Origin of the sequence: Streptomyces sp. NBC_00005 (assembly GCF_045160215.1) — a bacterium.
Lineage (GTDB): Bacteria > Actinomycetota > Actinomycetes > Streptomycetales > Streptomycetaceae > Streptomyces.
This window is the reverse complement of sequence record NZ_CP108316.1, coordinates 5,391,627-5,411,258: the sequence shown is the minus strand read 5'-3', so window position 1 is coordinate 5,411,258 and position 19,632 is coordinate 5,391,627. Positions and strand designations below refer to the sequence as shown.

The 19,632-nt window shown below is 69.4% G+C and carries 19 protein-coding genes; 10 read left to right on the top strand and 9 right to left on the bottom strand.

Features of this window, described 5'->3' with window-relative positions; genetic code table 11:
- The first annotated feature begins 496 nt into the window (after window positions 1-496).
- From pdhA to OG303_RS24810, 3 genes are read left to right on the top strand one after another with little or no spacing between them, the layout of a single operon-like run.
- Window positions 497-1,684: a pyruvate dehydrogenase (acetyl-transferring) E1 component subunit alpha gene (gene pdhA / locus OG303_RS24820; protein ID WP_405870980.1), complete on the top strand. Its 1,188-nt coding sequence runs from the start codon at window positions 497-499 to the stop codon at window positions 1,682-1,684.
- 1 nt (window position 1,685) lies between these two features.
- Window positions 1,686-2,678 carry an alpha-ketoacid dehydrogenase subunit beta gene (locus tag OG303_RS24815; protein WP_405870979.1) on the top strand — a complete coding sequence of 331 codons (993 nt, stop codon included), beginning with the start codon at window positions 1,686-1,688 and terminating at the stop codon, window positions 2,676-2,678.
- A 10-nt stretch (window positions 2,679-2,688) separates the two neighbouring features.
- Entirely contained in the window at window positions 2,689-4,110 is a 1,422-nt protein-coding gene (locus tag OG303_RS24810; RefSeq protein ID WP_405870978.1) for a dihydrolipoamide acetyltransferase family protein, read from the top strand.
- Between the two features lie 80 nt (window positions 4,111-4,190).
- Here the strand turns inward: OG303_RS24810 and OG303_RS24805 are convergent, their stop codons facing one another.
- The 3 genes from OG303_RS24805 to OG303_RS24795 all read right to left on the bottom strand — a co-directional run bounded on the left by OG303_RS24805 (window position 4,191) and on the right by OG303_RS24795 (window position 7,075).
- Window positions 4,191-5,234: a BRO family protein gene (locus OG303_RS24805; RefSeq protein WP_405870977.1), complete on the bottom strand. Its 1,044-nt coding sequence runs from the start codon at window positions 5,232-5,234 to the stop codon at window positions 4,191-4,193.
- Window positions 5,235-5,333: 99 nt separating this feature from the next.
- Window positions 5,334-6,017: a class I SAM-dependent methyltransferase gene (locus tag OG303_RS24800; protein ID WP_405870976.1), complete on the bottom strand. Its 684-nt coding sequence runs from the start codon at window positions 6,015-6,017 to the stop codon at window positions 5,334-5,336.
- A 146-nt stretch (window positions 6,018-6,163) separates the two neighbouring features.
- Window positions 6,164-7,075, bottom strand: a complete 912-nt coding sequence (locus OG303_RS24795; RefSeq protein WP_405870975.1) for a D-alanyl-D-alanine carboxypeptidase family protein — start codon at window positions 7,073-7,075, stop codon at window positions 6,164-6,166.
- A gap of 209 nt (window positions 7,076-7,284) precedes the next feature.
- On the opposite strand from OG303_RS24795, the gene OG303_RS24790 reads away from it, so the two are divergent.
- From OG303_RS24790 to OG303_RS24780, 3 genes are all read left to right on the top strand, one after another.
- Window positions 7,285-7,947 carry a GntR family transcriptional regulator gene (locus OG303_RS24790; protein WP_405870974.1) on the top strand — a complete coding sequence of 221 codons (663 nt, stop codon included), beginning with the start codon at window positions 7,285-7,287 and terminating at the stop codon, window positions 7,945-7,947.
- Window positions 7,944-9,257: a nitrate/nitrite transporter gene (locus tag OG303_RS24785; RefSeq protein WP_405870972.1), complete on the top strand. Its 1,314-nt coding sequence runs from the start codon at window positions 7,944-7,946 to the stop codon at window positions 9,255-9,257. The genes OG303_RS24790 and OG303_RS24785 overlap by 4 nt, the downstream gene beginning before the upstream one ends.
- Window positions 9,258-9,455: 198 nt before the next feature.
- Window positions 9,456-9,941: a hypothetical protein gene (locus OG303_RS24780; protein WP_405870970.1), complete on the top strand. Its 486-nt coding sequence runs from the start codon at window positions 9,456-9,458 to the stop codon at window positions 9,939-9,941.
- 116 nt (window positions 9,942-10,057) lie between these two features.
- Here the strand turns inward: OG303_RS24780 and OG303_RS24775 are convergent, their stop codons facing one another.
- Window positions 10,058-10,882, bottom strand: coding sequence for a maleylpyruvate isomerase family mycothiol-dependent enzyme (locus tag OG303_RS24775; protein ID WP_405870969.1), 825 nt, complete (start codon window positions 10,880-10,882; stop codon window positions 10,058-10,060).
- Window positions 10,883-11,063: 181 nt separating this feature from the next.
- On the opposite strand from OG303_RS24775, the gene OG303_RS24770 reads away from it, so the two are divergent.
- Complete coding sequence (locus tag OG303_RS24770) at window positions 11,064-11,885, top strand: carbon-nitrogen family hydrolase (protein WP_405870968.1); 822 nt, start codon at window positions 11,064-11,066, stop codon at window positions 11,883-11,885.
- A 289-nt stretch (window positions 11,886-12,174) separates the two neighbouring features.
- On the opposite strand, the gene OG303_RS24765 is transcribed toward OG303_RS24770, so the two are convergent.
- Both OG303_RS24765 and OG303_RS24760 read right to left on the bottom strand, forming a co-directional pair.
- Window positions 12,175-12,669 carry an LURP-one-related/scramblase family protein gene (locus tag OG303_RS24765; protein ID WP_405870966.1) on the bottom strand — a complete coding sequence of 165 codons (495 nt, stop codon included), beginning with the start codon at window positions 12,667-12,669 and terminating at the stop codon, window positions 12,175-12,177.
- Complete coding sequence (locus tag OG303_RS24760; protein WP_405870965.1) at window positions 12,666-13,688, bottom strand: GlxA family transcriptional regulator; 1,023 nt, start codon at window positions 13,686-13,688, stop codon at window positions 12,666-12,668. The genes OG303_RS24765 and OG303_RS24760 overlap by 4 nt, the downstream gene beginning before the upstream one ends.
- Before the next feature lie 52 nt (window positions 13,689-13,740).
- Between OG303_RS24760 and OG303_RS24755 the strand changes: the two genes are divergently transcribed.
- Window positions 13,741-14,163 (top strand): cupin domain-containing protein, encoded by a 423-nt coding sequence (locus OG303_RS24755; RefSeq protein ID WP_405870964.1) that lies wholly within the window; start codon window positions 13,741-13,743, stop codon window positions 14,161-14,163.
- A gap of 79 nt (window positions 14,164-14,242) precedes the next feature.
- Here the strand turns inward: OG303_RS24755 and OG303_RS24750 are convergent, their stop codons facing one another.
- The 3 genes from OG303_RS24750 to OG303_RS24740 form a co-directional block, all read right to left on the bottom strand.
- Entirely contained in the window at window positions 14,243-14,494 is a 252-nt protein-coding gene (locus OG303_RS24750) for a DUF6458 family protein (protein ID WP_405870963.1), read from the bottom strand.
- A gap of 132 nt (window positions 14,495-14,626) precedes the next feature.
- Window positions 14,627-15,919: a M18 family aminopeptidase gene (locus OG303_RS24745; protein ID WP_405870961.1), complete on the bottom strand. Its 1,293-nt coding sequence runs from the start codon at window positions 15,917-15,919 to the stop codon at window positions 14,627-14,629.
- Between the two features lie 121 nt (window positions 15,920-16,040).
- Window positions 16,041-17,867 (bottom strand): acyl-CoA dehydrogenase, encoded by a 1,827-nt coding sequence (locus OG303_RS24740; protein ID WP_405870959.1) that lies wholly within the window; start codon window positions 17,865-17,867, stop codon window positions 16,041-16,043.
- A gap of 144 nt (window positions 17,868-18,011) precedes the next feature.
- On the opposite strand from OG303_RS24740, the gene OG303_RS24735 reads away from it, so the two are divergent.
- Window positions 18,012-18,479, top strand: a complete 468-nt coding sequence (locus OG303_RS24735) for an SseB family protein (protein ID WP_266957712.1) — start codon at window positions 18,012-18,014, stop codon at window positions 18,477-18,479.
- A gap of 136 nt (window positions 18,480-18,615) precedes the next feature.
- The gene (locus OG303_RS24730; RefSeq protein ID WP_405870958.1) at window positions 18,616-19,587 is read left to right on the top strand and encodes a pirin family protein; all 972 of its coding nucleotides are present in this window, start codon (window positions 18,616-18,618) and stop codon (window positions 19,585-19,587) included.
- The last annotated feature ends 45 nt before the right edge of the window (window positions 19,588-19,632 follow it).

Sequence of the window (19,632 nt, the reverse complement as noted above, 5' to 3'; positions counted from 1 at the left end):
CGCGGCACGCGCCAGATGCTAGGGCACGATCCGGGGCTGTGAGCTGGGCGTTGTCACAGGCAGTCGCAATCGGTCACGGCATGTGCTCGAAGTGACGTTCCGGGCCGCGGCGCCCGGCCGTCCGCCACGATGTGCGGGCGTTTCACCACGGCGAGCGGCCCCGCTCGCGTGACGGGAAGCCCCGCCCGAGGTGAACTCTTCCCGTGACATGGGTCACCGGGATAACGTGCCGTTGTTCCGGCCCCCTGCAAGGCTGTGACCAGGGAGACTTCCCGACTTTCGCGATTTACTTGGAAATCAAAGCAAAATCGCAGGTCAGGAGGGGTTTCACAGAAATGTGGAGCACTGGGTAACGTGCCTACTGCAGGGCGCTCGCCGGGGCACCTGTCACGCCTGTACCCGATCGGGCCGCACCCACCCTGTGCGTCCGTGGGACGCAGGTGAGCCGCACTGGCGCCCGGCGAACCCGGGTAGCCGGACCGACGGAGGAGCACACGTGACCGTGGAGAGCACTGCCGCGCGCAAGCCGCGACGCAGCGCCGGAACCAAGAGCACGGCCGGCAAGCGCACGACCGCGAAGAAAGCGGCGGGCACCGACCCCGAGCTCGTACAGCTGCTGACGCCCGAGGGCGAGCGCCTGAAGAACCCGGAGAACGCCGCGTACGACAAGTACGTCGCCGACATCACCCCCGACGAGCTCCGCGGTCTGTACCGCGACATGGTGCTCACCCGCCGCTTCGACGCCGAGGCCACCTCCCTGCAGCGCCAGGGCGAGCTGGGCCTGTGGGCCTCGCTGCTGGGCCAGGAGGCCGCCCAGATCGGCTCCGGCCGGGCCACCCGCGAGGACGACTACGTCTTCCCGACCTACCGCGAGCACGGCGTCGCCTGGTGCCGCGGGGTCGACCCGACCAACCTGCTCGGCATGTTCCGCGGCGTGAACAACGGCGGCTGGGACCCCAACAGCAACAACTTCCATCTCTACACGATCGTCATCGGCTCCCAGACGCTGCACGCGACGGGCTATGCGATGGGCGTGGCCAAGGACGGCGCGGACAGCGCGGTGATCGCCTACTTCGGCGACGGCGCGAGCAGCCAGGGCGACGTGGCCGAATCGTTCACCTTCTCCGCGGTCTACAACGCCCCGGTGGTGTTCTTCTGCCAGAACAACCAGTGGGCGATCTCCGAGCCGACCGAGAAGCAGACCCGCGTGCCGCTCTACCAGCGCGCACAGGGCTACGGCTTCCCCGGTGTACGGGTCGACGGCAACGACGTACTGGCCTGCCTCGCGGTGACGAAGTGGGCCCTGGAGCGCGCCCGCAGCGGCGAGGGCCCCACCCTCGTCGAGGCGTACACGTACCGCATGGGCGCCCACACCACCTCCGACGACCCGACGAAGTACCGGGCCGACGAGGAGCGCGAGGCCTGGGAGGCGAAGGACCCGATCCTGCGGCTGCGCCGGTACCTGGAGGCTTCAAACCACGCGGACGAGGGATTCTTCGCGGAACTCGAGGCCGAGAGCGAGACGTTGGGCAAACGAGTGCGTGAGGCGGTCCGCGCCATGCCCGACCCGGACCACTTCGCCATCTTCGAGAACGTGTACGCGGACGGGCACGCGCTCGTCGACGAGGAGCGAGCCCAGTTCGCCGCCTACCAGGCGTCGTTCGCGGATGAGGGGGGCCACTGAAATGGCAGAGGCTGTGACATTCAAAAACATGGCTCTGGCCAAGGCCATCAACGAGTCCCTGCGCCGTGCCCTGGATGCCGACCCCAAGGTCCTCATCATGGGCGAGGACGTCGGCAAGCTCGGCGGCGTCTTCCGGGTGACGGACGGCCTGCAGAAGGACTTCGGCGAGAGCCGGGTCATCGACACCCCGCTGGCCGAGTCCGGCATCGTGGGCACCGCCATCGGCCTGGCCCTGCGCGGCTACCGCCCGGTCGTGGAGATCCAGTTCGACGGCTTCGTCTTCCCCGCCTACGACCAGATCGTCACCCAGCTCGCGAAGATGCACGCGCGCTCCCTGGGCAAGGTCAAGCTCCCGGTCGTCGTCCGCATCCCCTACGGCGGCGGCATCGGCGCGGTGGAGCACCACTCCGAGTCCCCCGAGGCGCTCTTCGCGCACGTGGCGGGCCTGAAGGTGGTCAGCCCCTCCAACGCGTCGGACGGCTACTGGATGATGCAGCAGGCCATCCAGAGCGACGACCCGGTGATCTTCTTCGAGCCGAAGCGGCGATACTGGGACAAGGCCGAGGTCAACACCGAGGCCATCCCCGGCCCGCTGCACAAGGCACAGGTCGTCCGCGAGGGCACGGACCTGACCCTCGCCGCGTACGGCCCGATGGTGAAGCTCTGCCAGGAGGTGGCCGACGCGGCCGCCGAGGAGGGCAAGTCCCTGGAGGTCCTGGACCTGCGCTCGATGTCTCCGATGGACTTCGACTCGATCCAGACGTCGGTGGAGAAGACCCGCCGCCTGGTCGTGGTCCACGAGGCGCCGGTGTTCCTCGGTTCGGGCGCGGAGATCGCCGCCCGCATCACGGAGCGCTGCTTCTACCACCTGGAGGCACCGGTCCTGCGCGTGGGCGGGTACCACGCCCCGTACCCGCCGGCCCGCCTGGAGGAGGAGTACCTGCCGGGCCTGGACCGGGTGCTCGACGCCGTCGACCGCGCCCTGGCGTACTGAGGAGAGGGTCGTGACGACGATGACGGAAGCGTCCGTACGCGAGTTCAAGATGCCGGACGTGGGCGAGGGCCTCACCGAGGCCGAGATCCTCAAGTGGTACGTCCAGCCCGGCGACACGGTCACCGACGGTCAGGTGGTGTGCGAGGTCGAGACCGCGAAGGCGGCGGTGGAACTGCCCATCCCGTACGACGGGGTAGTCCGCGACCTGCACTTCCCCGAGGGCACCACGGTGGACGTGGGGACGTCGATCATCGCGGTGGACGTGTCGGGCGGGGCCGCGGCTCCCGCGGAGGTTCCCGCGCAGGCGCCGGCCGAGGCACCCGCGGCCGCCGGGGACGCGGAGGAGAAGAAGCCCGAGGGCTCGGGCCGCACCCCGGTGCTGGTCGGCTACGGCGTCGCCACGTCCTCCACCAAGCGCCGCCCGCGCAAGGGCCCCGAGGTCGTGGTCTCCCAGGCCTCGACGGTGATCCAGCCGGAGCTGAACGGCCACGGGCCGGTCGCGGCGCCCGGGACGACGGCCGAGCAGTCCCGTCCCCTCGCCAAGCCGCCGGTGCGCAAGCTGGCGAAGGACCTGGGCGTCGACCTGGCCACGGTCACCCCGTCGGGCCCGGACGGCATCATCACGCGCGAGGACGTCCACGCGGCGGTGGCTCCGCCGGCCCCGGAGCCGGTGACGGCTCCCGCTGTTTCGGTGCCGCCGGCGCCCGTTGCGACGTACGACACGGCACGCGAGACCCGTATCCCGGTCAAGGGCGTGCGCAAGGCGACCGCGGCGGCGATGGTGGGTTCGGCGTTCACGGCGCCGCACGTCACGGAGTTCGTGACGATCGACGTGACCCGCACCATGAAGCTGGTGGAGGAGCTCAAGCGGTCCGACGAGTACGGGCTGCAGGGCCTGCGGGTGAACCCGCTCCTCCTGATCGCCAAGGCCCTCCTGGTCGCCATCAGGCGCAACCCGGACATCAACGCGTCCTGGGACGAGGCGAACCAGGAGATCGTCCTCAAGCACTACGTCAACCTGGGCATCGCCGCGGCCACCCCCCGCGGCCTGATCGTCCCGAACATCAAGGACGCGCACGCCAAGACGCTGCCGCAACTGGCGGAGTCCCTGGGTGAGTTGGTGTCCACGGCCCGTGAGGGCAAGACGTCCCCCGCCGCGATGCAGGGCGGCACGGTGACCATCACCAACGTCGGCGTCTTCGGCGTCGACACGGGCACACCGATCCTCAACCCGGGCGAGTCCGCGATCCTCGCGGTCGGCGCGATCAAGCTCCAGCCGTGGGTCCACAAGGGCAAGGTGAAGCCCCGCCAGGTGACGACGCTGGCGCTGAGCTTCGATCACCGGCTGGTGGACGGGGCGTTGGGGTCGAAGGTGCTCGCGGATGTCGCGGCGATTCTGGAGCAGCCGAAAAGGCTGATCGGCTGGGCGTGACGGTTCGGGCGGTATAGGTTGAAACATGAAGGGACGGCCGCAAGTTGGAGTTGCGGCCGCCCCTTCATTTATGAGGTCGCTCAGTGACGGTGGAGAACGTAGACCGGCTCACCGTCCTCGCTGCCGCCCCGCGAGTGGATGCAGGCGTGCTTGCGCAGCATGCGCAGGCATTCGTTGACGCGGCGGACAGGCAGACCGGTACGGGCCGCGATCGATTCCAGCGGCTCGCGGAGCTCACCCTGCTCGACGAGAACCGGAGCGATCACCACGGCCACCGTCCACACGTCCTCCGTCACGGACAACCGCCGCCGCCAGTCGGCCAGTACGGACTCCGTGGTGGGCTGAGCCGTGAGGGTCCCGTTGGGCGCGGGACGGTCGAGGGCCAGGACGTCGAGCCGGTTCGCGATGCGTTCCATGGCCTGGGCGATGGCTTGCTGGGCGGTGAGGGTGGCACGTTGCATCTCCACCATCTCCCGTTGCATCTCCATCATCTCTCGCTGCGTGGCCACCATTTCCTGTTGTGTCGCCACCATCTCCTGTTGTGTCTCTGCCATCTCCTGTTGCAGGGCGAGTGACTTGTGCTGTGCAGCGGCGAATTGTTCGTCGGCCTGAAGGTTGCGCTCCTCCAGCCGGACGATGGCCTCGGCCACCTGCTCCGGCATGGCGTACGCGACGGGGGCGCCCGGGTCGGCGGGCTGTACCTCGGCCTCTTCCAGGGTGTAGGTACCCTCCCGCTGAATGGTCTCGATGACCTCGGCGACCCACTGCTTGAAGGGCGCGCAGTCCGGCTTGGTGCAGGCGTTGACGAGAAGGATCAGCCCCTGGAGATCGATGAGATTCATGTCTCGGCGCCACTCTCGACCTGCGGGAACGCTGAGACCGTAACCTCCAGTTACGGTCTCGACGTTCTCTCGGTGCTCTTTGGGGACATGGTCGGAGAGCGCCTTCCGAGAGTTGGTGTGCCCCAGTTCCTTGCAGACGTCCACCGCCGGAAACCAATGCGTCCCGTCCGGCATCGTCAGCCTCCGGACGCGGGCTCCGGTAGCCGCGTACACGAAGTCGCCGGCGTCGATCGCGTCTTGCTGTGCCCTCGGGGCGGGCTGGTGCTTGCTGGGTTCGATCATGTGAACCACCTCCGCTGCGGAACGTAAGGCGGAAGAAATCGGATGTGCCAGCTCACGCAAGGATGTTCACGATTGCGAGGGAAGAGATCGCTGATACCGCTACGCGGTGTCACCGCCTGGTGTAGCGATCCGTGCGGGCTTGCCTACCACAAGTGCCGCGCCCCTCCGCTTCCGCCCCTCCTCCGGCTCCAGCACGACCCGCGCCGTCACGACCAGCCCGGCTCCCTCCACCAGCTCCACGAGCCGTTCCACCGGCAGCAGATGGGACTCGTACGAGACCGGATGTCCGCCGTACGCCTGCGTCGGCCGGACACACTCGCCGTCTCCCACGTGACCGGCCAGCATCAGACAGCCGCCGGGTGCGAGTGTCCGGTGGAACTCGGCGTAGACGAGCGGCAGTAGATCCGGCGGGGTGTGGTGGGTGGAGTAGTAGGCCAGGATGCCGCCGAGGGTGTCGTCCTCGATGGGCAGGGCGGTCATCGAACCGACCGTGAAGGCCAGGTCCGGATGGGCTCGGCGGGCCAGTTCGACCATCCTGGGCGACAGGTCGACGCCGAAGGCGGGCACCCCCAGCCCGGCCAGGTGCGCCGTCACGAAACCCGGTCCGCAGCCCAGGTCCCCGACCGGCCCGAGCTCGGCCTCCCGCACGATCTCCGCGAACGCGGCCAGCACGGCGCGGGACAACGGATCCAGTTCCGCGGGGGACTTGACCTGTTCGGCGTATGCGGCGGCGACGGTGTCGTACGACTCCCGGACCGCGGCGAGATACGAGGGCTCGGTCACCCGGGCGACTCTAGAGGCCCAAGTCCGCTGCCGGCATGGGAGTTTGCCGCCCCCATGCTGAAGGGTCCCCTCGATACTGAAGGGCCCATCGCCGTCGGCGACAGGCCCTTCGGTCGAGTGCGGCGGTCACGCGGACCGCGTCGGCGTCAGCCGAGCTTCGCGAACCCGTAGTTCATCAGCTTCTTCGCGTCCGACTCGCGCTGGGCGATCGAGCTGGAGGCGAGGACGGTGCCGATGACCGTCTTGCCGCCGCGGGTGGCGGCGAAGACGAGGCAGTACTTGGCCTCGGGGCCGGAGCCCGTCTTCACGCCGATCGTGCCGCTGTAGCTGCTCAGCAGACCGTTGGTGTTGGTCCACGCGGCCATCGTGCGGGTGCTGCCCGTCTTGGTGATGGTCTTCGCGGTGTACTTCTTCGTCTTCACGATGGTGCGGAACGTGGAGTTCTTCATCGCGCTGCTGGCGATCTTCGTCAGGTCCCGCGGCGTCGAGTAGTTGTTGCCATTCCCTATGCCGTCGAACGAGTCGAACTTCGTGTTCTTCAGGCCCAGGTTCTTCGCGGCGGTGTTCATCTTGCCGATGAAGCTCGACACGCGCTTGGCCCGCGTCGAGCCCGAGCCGAACTTGTCGGCGAGCGCGTAGGCGGCGTCGCAGCCCGACGGCAGCATCAGGCCGTAGAGCAGCTGACGGACGGTGACCTTGTCGCCGACGATCAGGTGGGCCTGGGAGGCGTTGTTGGCGACGACGTAGTCGCTGTAAGCCTTCTGGATCGTGACCTTGGCGTCGAGGTTCAGGTTCGACGACGCGAGCACGACCTTCGCGGTCATGATCTTGGTGGTGGAGCCGGTGGAGCGCTTGGTGTCCGCGGCCTTGGTGTAGAGCGTCTTGGCGTTCGCGTTGTTCATCACGAAGCCGCCCTTGGCCACGATCGAGGGCGTGGTGACGGCCTGCGCGGGCGCGGCGGCCAGGGCTCCGGTCGCGAGCACGGCGCCTGCGGTGACGGTGACCGCGGCGGCTCTGCGATAGCGGCTGCCCTTGGTGCCGGTGATGGCAGTAATCAAGTGAAATACCCCGATTGCGGTTAATGCCCCTGAGATGCGGCCGAGTTGGAGGGGAAGAGAAGGTGGGGCCGCACGTGTGTGACACGTAAGTAGCACAGAAGGTTGCGTGGTTGCTGAGGCGGGGGTCGTTTGGACAGCGATCGGACAGCAACCGGTCCGGATACTGGACGGGCCCCCTCATGCGTACGTGTTGTATCTATGCTGTTCGCATGACCAGCCCGGGGACCCTGAGTATCAAGCAACCACCCGCCGCCGAGCGCGTCTACGCCCACGTCAAGCAGGGTGTCCTCGAGCGCCGCTACGAGGGCGGGACCCTTCTGACCGAGGGCGAACTCGCCGAGGCCGTGGGCGTCTCCCGCACTCCGGTGCGCGAGGCGCTGCTGCGCCTCGAGGTGGAAGGGCTGATCAAGCTCTACCCGAAAAAGGGAGCCCTCGTCCTGCCGGTGTCCGCCCAGGAGATCGCGGACGTCGTGGAGACCAGGCTGCTGGTCGAGGAGCATGCGGCGCGCAAGGCCGTGCCCGCGCCCGCCGGGCTCGTCGAGCGGCTCGAGGAACTGCTGACGAAGCAGAAGGCGCAGGCCGCTGCGGGCGACCTGGCCGGGGCCGCCGTCACCGACCGCTGCTTCCACGCCGAGATCGTCCGCAGCGGGGGGAACGCGATCCTCTCCCGCCTCTACGACCAGCTGCGCGACCGTCAACTGCGGATGGGCGTCGCCGTCATGCACTCCCACCCCGACCGGATCGCCAAGACCCTCGCCGAGCACGAGGAGATCCTCGAGGCGCTGCGCGGCGGGGACGCGGACGCGGCGGTCGGGGTCGTCCACCGGCACGTCAGCTGGTTCTCGCACCTCGCGCGGGGTGAGGTGCGATGAGCTCCGCCTCCTCGTCCTCCTCGGTCGCCCTGCCCGGTGATCCGCCGGGCGGCAGGCGTGCGATGGCCGTCTGGGGCATCGGCGTCTCCGTCTACTTCGTCGCCGTCATTTTCCGTACGTCCCTCGGGGTCGCCGGCCTCGACGCCGCCGACCGCTTCCATGTGAACGCCTCGGCGCTGTCGACCTTCTCGATCCTGCAACTGCTCGTGTACGCCGGCATGCAGATACCCGTCGGCCTGCTGGTGGACCGGCTCGGCACCAAGAAGGTGCTGACCATCGGGGTCGTGCTGTTCACGGCGGGGCAGCTCGGCTTCGCCTTCTCCCCCTCGTACGGCACGGCTCTCGCCTCGCGTGCGCTGCTCGGGTGCGGTGACGCGCTCACCTTCATCAGCGTGCTGCGGCTCGGCACCCGCTGGTTCCCGGCGCGGCGCGGGCCGATGGTCGCGCAGCTCGCGGGGCTGGCCGGCATGGCGGGCAACCTGGTCTCCACGCTGGTGATCGCCCGGCTGCTGCACGGGGTGGGGTGGACGGCCGCCTTCGCGGGCAGCGCGCTCGCCGGAGTCGTCGTACTCGTCCTGCTCCTGCTGTTCCTCAAGGACCACCCCGAGGGGCACGAGCCGGAGCCGTTCCCGCACCAGGGCGCCGCGTACGTACGGCGGCAGATCGCGGCCTCCTGGCGGGAGCCGGGAACGCGGCTCGGGCTGTGGGTGCACTTCACGACCCAGTTCCCGGCGATGGTGTTCCTGCTGCTGTGGGGCCTGCCGTTCCTGGTCCAGGCGCAGGGCCTGTCCCGCGCCACGGCCGGCGAACTGCTGACGCTGGTCGTCCTGTCGAACATGGTCGTCGGGCTCGTCTACGGCCAGATCATCGCCCGGCACCACGCGGCGCGGCTGCCGCTGGCGCTCGGGACCGTGGCGGCGACGGCGGTGGTGTGGGCGGCGACGCTGGCCTACCCGGCCGACCGGGCGCCGATGTGGCTGCTGATCGTGCTGTGCACGGTGCTCGGTTCGTGCGGGCCGGCCTCGATGATCGGCTTCGACTTCGCGCGGCCCGCCAACCCGGCGGAGCGGCAGGGGACGGCTTCCGGCATCACCAACATGGGCGGCTTCGTCGCGTCGATGACCACCCTGTTCGCGATCGGGGTGCTGCTGGACGCCACCGGCGACAACTACACCGTCGCGTTCTCCGTGGTGTTCGTGCTCCAGGCGCTCGGGATCAGCCAGATCCTGCGGCTGCGCGGGCGGGTCGCCCGGCGGGAGCGGGAGCGGCTGGTGGCGAGCCGGGTGGAGACGGTGCACGTGCCCGTGTGACGCGAGGCGGTTCAGCGGCTCGTCACAGCGGTTCACCGCAACCGGCTTTCGCAGGCGCTGTGTTGCTTCTGTCATGGGCATGTGACAGCGGTGTCGTGAAGCGAGGCCGGGTGTGACGTGAGGGTCAGGGGGCCCTCATAGTCGTCGAACGAAACGACTGCGTTCGGACGCAGTCCTCGCTCCTGAAGGGGACCCCTGTTGAACCGCCACCTGCGCAAGGCCACTCTCGTCACCGCCGTGATCACGGCCGGCCTGCTGATGACGGCTTGTCAGCACAGCTCCACCAGCCACGGCTCCAAGAGCCACGGCAGCTCCCGGCACAAGTCGGTGTCCAAGCGCTCCAAGTCGTCCGGTTCGTCCGCCCGGAGGTCATCGGGCTCCGGGCGGAGCAGCAGCCGCACGGTCACCGGCGGCACGATCACCTACCTCGCCCCGGGCAAGTACGTCGTCTCCAAGCGCGGTACGGCCGACCGGGCGTTCTTCGTCGACGACGACACCTTGGTCTACGGCGCCGGCGTGATCTGCGGCAATCCGCGCTCCGAAGCCCGCCCGCAGTGCACCCTCGACCAGCTGGAGACGGCCGCCGACAAGGCCGCCGTCACCGCCGACGTGATCATCAGGAGGGGCGTCGCCACCGTCATACGCGAACGCCGCGACGCCGCGACGCCGACCACGGCATCGTGAGCGCCGCGGCCCAGGCCGTCATCAAGGACGGCATCGCGACGACGGTCACCGAGGACCGCTGAGCCGACGGACGTCCTACGCCGACGGACGTCCTACGGCATGACCGTACGGACGTCCTACGACGTCACCGTGAAGTTCCGCAGGATCGCCCCCGTCAGCGCAGGGTCCCCCTCCGCCTTCACCCGGTCCGCGACGGCCTCCGGCGTCACCCGGCCGCAGGCCAGGCGGACGTACGTCTCCCAGTCGAGCGTGAGGGTGGCGGCGGGGCCGAGGGCAGGGGCGGTTTCGAGGGTGCCGCGGCCCTGGATGTCGACGCGGATGGTGCGCAGGAACTCGATCGGGCCGTGCACGTCGAAGACGATCGCCGAACTGCGCGGCGCGGACGCGTCGTCGGAGACGATCCTCGGGAGCTCGCCGAGGAGCACGTCACGGGCGATGTGCGCGCCGGGGGAGTCGAGGTTGCCGGGCCGCCCGAGGGCGGCACGCAGATCCTGTTCGTGCACCCACACGTTGAACGCGTGGCCGCGCACCGCCTCTTCGAGAGTGAGCTCGGTGCCGAGGGGGCCGCGCACCTTGGTGCCCGGGTCGCGCGACTCGTTCCGCAGCTGGCGGTTGCGGCGGATGATCACGTACTCCAGCTCGGAGGTCATCTCGGGCGCCGTGTGGTGGCGGCGGACGTCGACCTGCATCTCCATGTAGCGCTGGTGGTCGTTGGTGACGTGGTACAGGTCGCGCGGCAGCGTGTGGATGGGGCGCGGGTCGCCGAGCATCTCGCAGTCGAGGCCGATGACATGGGAGACGATGTCCCGGATCGACCACCCCGGGCACGGCGTCCGCCGGTTCCACTCTCCCTCCACAAGCGGCCCCACCAGCTCGGATATCGCTTCGATGGAGTGGGTCCAGGCGTCGGCGTAGGGCTGGAGGGTGGGATGCAGACTCACGGAACGGGACCCCTCGGCGGTCGGTACACGGGCGGTTGCGGCGGCGTTGCCAGTGGGAGGTGGCTGCTGTCGGCGGGTGTCTTGGAACGCTAAGTTACGCTGCTGTGAGGCACCCCGGCAGTGCTTTCGTGTGACGATCGTAGGCCCGTGTGCACGGGTCGAATGCCAGGACGGTGGTAGTGTGCGCGCCTCTCTCATCCAGATCGCCGTAGATGAGGACGAATCGGTCGAATCGCGTCGGCGGCGAGTGGCTTCTCTGGTACGGGATCAGGCCGGGGCCGATCTGGTCGTGCTGCCGGAGCTGTGGACGACGGGCGCCTTCGCCTACGAGGACTTCGGCCGCGAGGCCGAGCCGCTCGAGGGGCCGACGTACGAGGCGATGGCGAAGGCCGCGAGCGACGCGGGCGTCTGGCTGCACGCGGGCTCGATTCCGGAGCGGGCGGCATCCGACAGCGGCTCCGCCGCGAGCGAAGGCCCCCTCTACAACACGTCTCTCGTCTTCTCCCCCTCCGGCGATCTGGTCGCCGCCTACCGCAAGATCCACCTCTTCGGCTTCGACAAGGGCGAGGCCGTGCTGATGGGCGCGGGGCGGGAACTGGTGACGGTCCGTCTGCCGGAGACGACCCTCGGCGTGGCGACCTGCTACGACCTCCGCTTCCCCGAACTCTTCCGCGGTCTCGTCGACGCCGGCGCCGAGACCCTGGTCGTCCCGGCGGGCTGGCCGGAGCGCCGCCGGGCGCACTGGACGCTGCTGGCCCAGGCGCGGGCGGTCGAGAACCAGGCGTTCGTGCTTGCCTGTGGAACGGCCGGGACGCATGCGGGAGTTCCGCAGGCGGGTCACTCGATCGTGGTGGATCCGTGGGGCGAGGTGCTCGCTCAGGCGGGCGCCGGCGAGGAGATCCTCACCGTCGACTTCGACCCGGCGAAGGTCGCGACGACCCGGGAGCAGTTCCCGGCCCTGAAGGACCGCCTCCTGGGCCTGGAGCCTCCGCGCCGGCCCTGAAGCCTGTTCCGGATGCCCGCCCACGGACTTCTGGAACAGGCTTTGGCTCCGGCCCCGGTGGCCCCGGCCCGGCCCCGGTCGGCGCAACTCGGCCCCGATCGGCGCAACTCGGCCCCGATCGGCGCTAGGGCCCTTCTGATGGATCTCCGCGGCGTCGCGACGCCCGGCACGCACGCTCACCGCACGGCGTGAAGGGCCAGGTGGCTCCGCCACATGACCCTCCACGCCGCACGCCGATCGCACGCACCGAACGCCGCTCCTTCTTCCACGGAGATCCATCAGAAGGGCCCTAGTCGTCCTCCCTCTCCTTCTCCGCCAGGTGGATCACGCACACCGTCACCGCGATCAGCAGCGCCGGATCCGCGTCCTCCCGGACCACGTCGACGCCGTACGTCTCCCGGACGTGCAGCCAGCGGCGCGAGATGACGGCGAGCAGTTCGCCGTCGTACTCGACGGCGAACTCGCGGTCGAGGATCTTGCCGCTGACGTCCAGTTCCGTGCCGTCGACCAGGGAGACCCGGTAGTGGTTGCGCAACAGGGACAGGCGCTTGCGCTTGATGCGCGCGAGGGCCTCGCCGTCCCGTTCGATCACCATCGTGTCGCGCAGGGCGAACATCTTCTGGTGGATGTCGATGAGGACGCGCCCTTGCGTGTCCTTCAGTTCGAAGGTGTCCCTGAGCCGCATGGCCTTGCCGTCGACGAGGAACACCTTGCTGCCGTGCTCGTCCTCGATCCAGAAGTCGTCACCGAAGCCGAGGAGCCGGTCGCGTACGAGGAATCTCATACCGTCACCGCTTCCCCGGCGGCCGGTCCGAAACGCCGCCGGTAGGCCGACGGGCTGAGTCCGGTCTCGTGCCGCACGCGCGCGCGTAGGTTGGCCGCGGTCCCGAGGCCGCTCCTCGCCGCCACCACGTCCAGCCGTTCCTCGCCCCGCTCGATCAGCCGGCAGGCGAGCGCCACCCGCTCCCCCGTCAGCCAGGCCAGCGGAGTCGTACCGAGCTCCGCCCTGAAGCGCCGGTGCAGTGTGGCGGGGGAGACGGCCGCCCAAGCCGCCAGGCCCGCCACGGTCAGCGGCTCGCCCAGCCGCTCCTGCGCCCACGCCAGCAGGGGAGCGAGCGACTCCTCGGGCACGTCCGGCACCGGCCGCTCCACGAACTGCCGCTGCCCGCCGTCCCGGTGGGCGGCGAAGACCAGCCGCCGGGAGACGGCGTTGGCGATCTCCGCGCCGTGGTCCCGCCTGATGACGTGCAGGCCTAGGTCGAGCGCGGCCGCGCTGCCGGCGGCGGTCAGGATGCGGCCCTCGTCGACGAAGAGCACGTCGGGCTCCAGCAGGACCCGCGGGTGCAGGTCGCGGAAGACGTCGGCCCACATCCAGTGGGTGGTGGCCCGGCGCCCGTCGAGCAGCCCGGCCTCGGCGAGCGCGAAGCTGCCGGTGCACAGGCTCATGACGCGCGCCCCGCGCGCGTGGGTGCGCCGGATGGCGTCGAGTACTGCGGCCCCGCGCGGTACGACGTTGTCGGGCCGGCCGGGCACGATGAGCGTGTCCGCGTCGTCCACGGCGTCCAGGCCGGGCACCCCGGTCAGCGTGAAGAAGCCGTGGTTCATCCGCACCTCGCGCGTGGGCGTGCACAGCGTCACCTCGTAGAGGGGGCCCGGCAGCCCGAGTTCGGGCCGGGGCAGCCCGAAGAGCTCGGTCACGACGCCGACCTCGAAGGGGTTCGTACCGTCGTCGACGATCACCGCGACCTTGTGCGGGCGGGAGCGAGGGCGACTGCTGGGCCGTTGAGAGGATCCTTGCGCCATATGCGATTTCTAGCACTCGTGCGCCCACCGGGCCACCGCTGACGATGAGTGCATGACCAGCGAAGCCAAGACCAGCGAACCCAGGACCAGCGGCCCCACCTCCCTCGCCGAGGCCCTCGCCTCATTCACCGACCAGTGGAGCCCCCGCATCGTCACCACCGTCAACGACTACGACGTCCGCGTCGCGAAGGTCGAGGGCGAGCACCTCTGGCACGTCCACGACCACACCGACGAGTTCTTCCTGGTTCTCGACGGCGAACTCCACATCTCCCTGCGGGAGGCGGACGGCGAGCGCACGCTAGTCCTCCCGCGCGGCTCGCTCTTCACGGTCCCCCGCGGCATCGAACACAAGCCGTACGCGCCCGTCCCCACCGAGATACTGGTCTTCGAGCCCAGCGGCACCCTCTCGGTCGGCGACCGCCACGACGAGGTTCCCGGACACGTGGACGCGACCACCGGCCACGCGCTCACCTGACCGCGCCCGGGGGCGTGCCGGTCCGCCTCACCCGAGGCGGTGCGGACCGGCTGCCGCCGGTGCTCGCCGGGAGAGATGCTCAGACGCCGTAGCCGTCGCTGTAGCCGTCCCGGCGGTGATAGCGCCCTTCTTCCTCGACGACCGGTGCGGTGGGCTGCACCACCACGCGCCGGCGCCGGGCGATACCGCTGAAGGTGCTGACGCCGATCAGGCCGACGATCATGAGGATGATGCCGACGAGGTCGAGGTTGACCCCCTGCATGTGCCAGTCGGTCGCGAACGTGAGGATGGCTCCCGCGGCCATGAGGATGATGCATCCACCGAGGCCCATGAGTGTCGCCTCCCTGCCCGGTCCGGTCGGTCCGGTCCTTCCGGCCTTCCCGGTCGTCCGGTCAACTGCGGGTACCCGCAGGCCCGGTGCCCATGCGGAGGCGACCGCTCGACGGCCGCTCACGTCACCGCACTACCCCTCCAGGAACGCCACCAGCGCGTTCGCCAGCAGATGCGGGTCGTCCACGCCGCACAACTCCCGCGCGCTGTGCATGGAGAGGATCGCGACGCCGATGTCGACGGTCTTGATGCCGTGCCGGGCCGCGGTGATCGGGCCGATCGTCGTGCCGCACGGCATCGCGTTGTTGGAGACGAAGGACTGGAAGGGGACGTTCGCCTTCTCGCAGGCGGCGGCGAAGATCGCGCGGCCCGAACCGTCCGTCGCGTAGCGGTTGTTGACGTTGACCTTGAGGATCGGCCCGCCGTTGACCCGCGGGTGGTGCGTCGGGTCGTGCCGCTCCGCGTAGTTGGGGTGCACCGCGTGGCCGGTGTCGGAGGAGAGACAGACGGTGCCCGCGAAGGCTCTCGCCCGGTCCTCGAACGACCCTCCGCGCGCGAACACCGAACGCTCCAGCACGCTGCCGAGCAGCGGCCCGTCCGCGCCGGTGTCCGACTGCGAGCCGTTCTCCTCGTGGTCGAAGGCCGCCAGTACGGGGATGTAGGGGAGGTCGCCCCCGGAGACCGCCGCCAGCGCGGCCACGCCCGAGTGCACCGACAGCAGGTTGTCCATGCGCGGCGCGGCGACCAGCTCCTTGTCGCGGCCCAGATGGGCCGGCGGCTCCACCGAGTGCGTCATCAGGTCCCAGCCGGTGACCTCGCCCGCCGCGAGCCCCGCGGTCTCCTCCAGGAAGGCGATCAGGTCCCCCTCGCGCACGTCGTTGCTCAGACCCCAGATCGGCAGCATGTGACGCTGCTTGTCGAGCTTGAGGCCCTCCGCCGACACCGAACGGTCCAGGTGGATGGCGAGCTGGGGGACCCTGAGCAGCGGCCGGTCGACGTTGACGAGCCGCGTCGAGCCGTCCCGCAGGGTCAGCCGGCCGGCCAGGCCCAGATCCCGGTCCAGCCAGGAGTTGAGAAGAGGTCCGCCGTAGATCTCGACGGCCACCTGCCGCCAGCCGTGCGCCCCGGTGTCCGGCTGCGGCTTGACCCGCAGGTTCGGGGAGTCGGTGTGCGCGCCGACGATGCGGAAGGGCGTGTGGGGCGCCGCTCCCTCGGGGACGTACCAGGCCACGATCGCGCCGCCGCGCAGCACGTACCGGCCGCCGGTCGTCCCGTCCCAGGCGTCCGTCTCCGCGACCTGCCTGAACCCTGCCTTCTCCAGCCGCTCGGCGGCGCTCGCCACCGCGTGGTACGGCGACGGGCTGGCCGTCAGGAAGGACATGAGGTCGTCGGTGTGGCCGCGATCGAAGCGGGGGGGTTCGCTCATGGGGTTCACCTTAACGACGTACGAGGGCCCACTCCTCGTGAAGGGGAGTGGGCCCTCGTGAGGGCGATGTGGAGTTTTGGCTACCCAGATCCTGGGCTGCCGGAACCCGTGACCGGCCGGACTAGAACGCGGCCTCGTCCAGCTCCATCAGGTCCAGTTCGACGTTCTCGGCGAGCTTGCGGGCGCCGGTGACGCCGGGCAGGACGTTGGCCGCGAAGAACTTCGCCGCCGCGATCTTGCCGGTGTAGAAGGACTTGTCCTTCGCCGACGCCGTCTGGAGCTTCTCGGCGGCCACCGCGGCGCCCTTGAGCAGCAGGTATCCGACGACCACGTCACCGGAGGCGAGCAGCAGGCGGCTGGTGTTCAGGCCGACCTTGTAGATGTTCTTGACGTCCTGCTCGGTGGCCGCGAGGTCGGTCAGCATCAGGCCGACGATGGCCTCCAGCTCGACGGCGGCCTTCGCGAGGTGCTCGCGGGCGCCCGCCAGCTCCTCGCCGCCCGTGCCCAGCGCGAGGAACTTCTTGATGTCCTCGGCGAGGGAGTTGAGGGCCGAGCCCTGGTTGCGGACGATCTTCCGGAAGAAGAAGTCCTGGCCCTGGATCGCGGTCGTGCCCTCGTACAGGGTGTCGATCTTGGCGTCGCGGATGTACTGCTCGATCGGGTACTCCTGCAGGAAGCCGGAGCCGCCGAAGGTCTGCAGCGACTGGGCGAGCTGCTCGTAACCCTTCTCGGAGCCGTAGCCCTTGACGATCGGCAGGAGCAGGTCGTTGAGCGCGTGCTCGGTCTTCGCGTCCTCGCCGGCCGCCTCCTTGACCGCGATCTCGTCCTGGACGGAGGCGGTGTAGAGGACGAGGGCGCGCATGCCCTCCGCGTACGCCTTCTGCGTCATCAGCGAGCGGCGTACGTCCGGGTGGTGCGTGATGGTGACCTTGGGCGCGGTCTTGTCCATGAAGTTCGCGAGGTCCGGGCCCTGGACGCGCTCCTTGGCGTACTCGAGCGCGTTGAGGTAGCCGGTCGACAGCGTCGAGATGGCCTTCGTGCCGACCATCATGCGGGCGAACTCGATGATGCGGAACATCTGGCGGATGCCGTCGTGCTTGTCGCCGATCAGCCAGCCCTGGGCGGGGTGCTGGTCGCCGAAGGTCATCTCGCAGGTGTTGGACGCCTTGAGGCCCATCTTGTGCTCGACGTTCGTCGCGTACACGCCGTTGCGCTCGCCCAGCTCGCCGGTCTCGAAGTCGAAGAGGTACTTCGGGACGAGGAAGAGGGACAGGCCCTTGGTGCCGGCGCCGTGGCCCTCGGGACGCGCGAGGACGTAGTGGAGGATGTTCTCCTCCATGTCGTGCTCACCGGACGTGATGAACCGCTTCACGCCCTCGATGTGCCAGGAGCCGTCCTCCTGCTGGACCGCCTTGGTGCGGCCGGCGCCGACGTCGGAGCCCGCGTCGGGCTCGGTCAGCACCATGGTCGAACCCCAGGTCCGCTCCACGGCGATCTGCGCGATCTTCTTCTGGACGTCGTTGCCCTCTTCGAAGAGGACCCCGGCGAACGCCGGGCCGGAGGCGTACATCCACACGGCCGGGTTGGCGCCGAGCAGCAGCTCCGCGTACGCCCAGATCAGGGAGCGCGGGGAGGTGGTGCCGCCGATCTCCTCGGGCAGGCCCAGGCGCCAGTACTCCGAGTCCATGAAGGCCTTGTAGCTCTTCTTGAAGGAGGCCGGGACCGGGGCCGTGTTCGTCTCGGGGTCGAAGACGGGCGGGTTGCGGTCGGCGTCCGCGAAGGACTCCGCCAGCTCGTTCTCCGCGAGACGGGTCAGCTCCTCGAGGATGCTCTTCGCGGTCTCGACGTCCATCTCCTCGAACGGGCCGGTGCCGTACAGCTTGTCGCGCCCGAGTACTTCGAAGAGGTTGAACTCGATGTCGCGGAGATTCGACTTGTAGTGCCCCATGGCGACGGCTCCGTTTACAGAGATCGGCGAGGCACTGCATCCTCGCGCTAGTTCACATACCAACAAGTAGCTACGATGATGCTACCCGTCGGTAATAAGAAGCAACCCCGAATGGGTCATCTGTGACTCAGTACTCTTGCGCTCATGTACGGCTACGACCAGAACGTGGGTGCGGGTGCGCAGCAGCAGTACGCCCAGCCGCAGCAGGGCCCGGGCGGTTACGGGCAGCAGCAGCCGCTGTATCCCGAGCCGTCTCCGCCGTCCCTTGCGGACGCGGTGCGGGCTTTCACCACCGGCCAGCTGTCCGCGGAGGATTTCCAGCAGGTCTTCGCCACGTCGAAGGTCTACTGCCCGCGCGGCGACAACCCCGGTTTCCTCGCCCTGCACAACACCCAGCAGCCGGTGATCCCGATGTTCACCTCGCTCAAGGAGCTGCGCCGGTACGCGGGCAAGGAGTCCAAGTACTTCGTGATCACGGGGTCCGAGGTCATCGACCTCCTGCCCACCGGCTACGGCTTCGTCCTCGACATGGAGGGCGAGCACCGCATGGTCTTCGACGCGAAGGCCGTGGAGCAGATGGTCGAGTTCGCGATGCGCAGGATGTACGGCTGACAGCCGCGTGTGCGGCTGACGTCCACCGACCCGTCGTACGGAACGCCCGGAGGGAATGCCCTCCGGGCTTTCTCTGTTGGGGGTGGCAGAAAGTTCAACGCTCAACTAAACTGGCCGCACACAAGGAGGTACCGACATGCCTGCAGTGACCGTCGAGAACCCGCTGACGCTGCCGCGCGTGGCCGCGCCGGCCGATGCCGTGGCACGTCCCGTGCTCGCCGTCACGACCGCGCCGAGCGGTTTCGAGGGCGAGGGCTTCCCGGTGCGCCGGGCGTTCGCGGGGATCAATTACAAGTACCTCGACCCGTTCATCATGATGGACCAGATGGGTGAGGTGGAGTACGCGCCGGGCGAGCCCAAGGGCACCCCCTGGCACCCGCACCGCGGCTTCGAGACCGTCACGTACATCATCGACGGGATCTTCGACCACCAGGACTCGCAGGGCGGTGGCGGCACCATCACCAACGGCGACACCCAGTGGATGACCGCGGGCTCGGGCCTCCTGCACATCGAGGCCCCGCCGGAGTCCCTCGTCATGTCCGGCGGCCTCTTCCACGGCCTGCAGCTGTGGGTGAACCTCCCGGCCAAGGACAAGATGATGGCCCCGCGCTACCAGGACATCCGCGGCGGCAACGTGCAGTTGCTGACGACCCCGGACGGCGGCTCGCTGCTGCGCGTGATCGCCGGTGAGCTGGACGGCCACCAGGGCCCCGGCGCCACGCACACGCCGATCACGATGATCCACGCGACGCTCGCGCCGGGTGCGGAGATCACGCTGCCGTGGCGCGAGGACTTCAACGGCCTCGCGTACGTCCTCGCCGGCCGGGGCGCGGTCGGCGCCGACCGCCGGCCGGTCGAGAGGGGTCAGACCGCCGTGTTCGGCGCGGGCTCCGCACTGACCGTCCGTGCGGACGAGAAGCAGGACTCCCACACGCCGGACCTGGACGTCGTGCTCCTGGGCGGACAGCCGATCCGTGAGCCCATGGCCCACTACGGCCCGTTCGTCATGAACACCCGCGAGGAACTCCAGCAGGCCTTCGACGACTTCCAGAAGGGCCGCCTGGGGACGATCCCCGCGGTGCACGGGATGACCGAGGGCGGCCTGTAGGACCGCGAGCGGCGACCCGGCCGGTCTCACCCGGCTGGGTCGTCC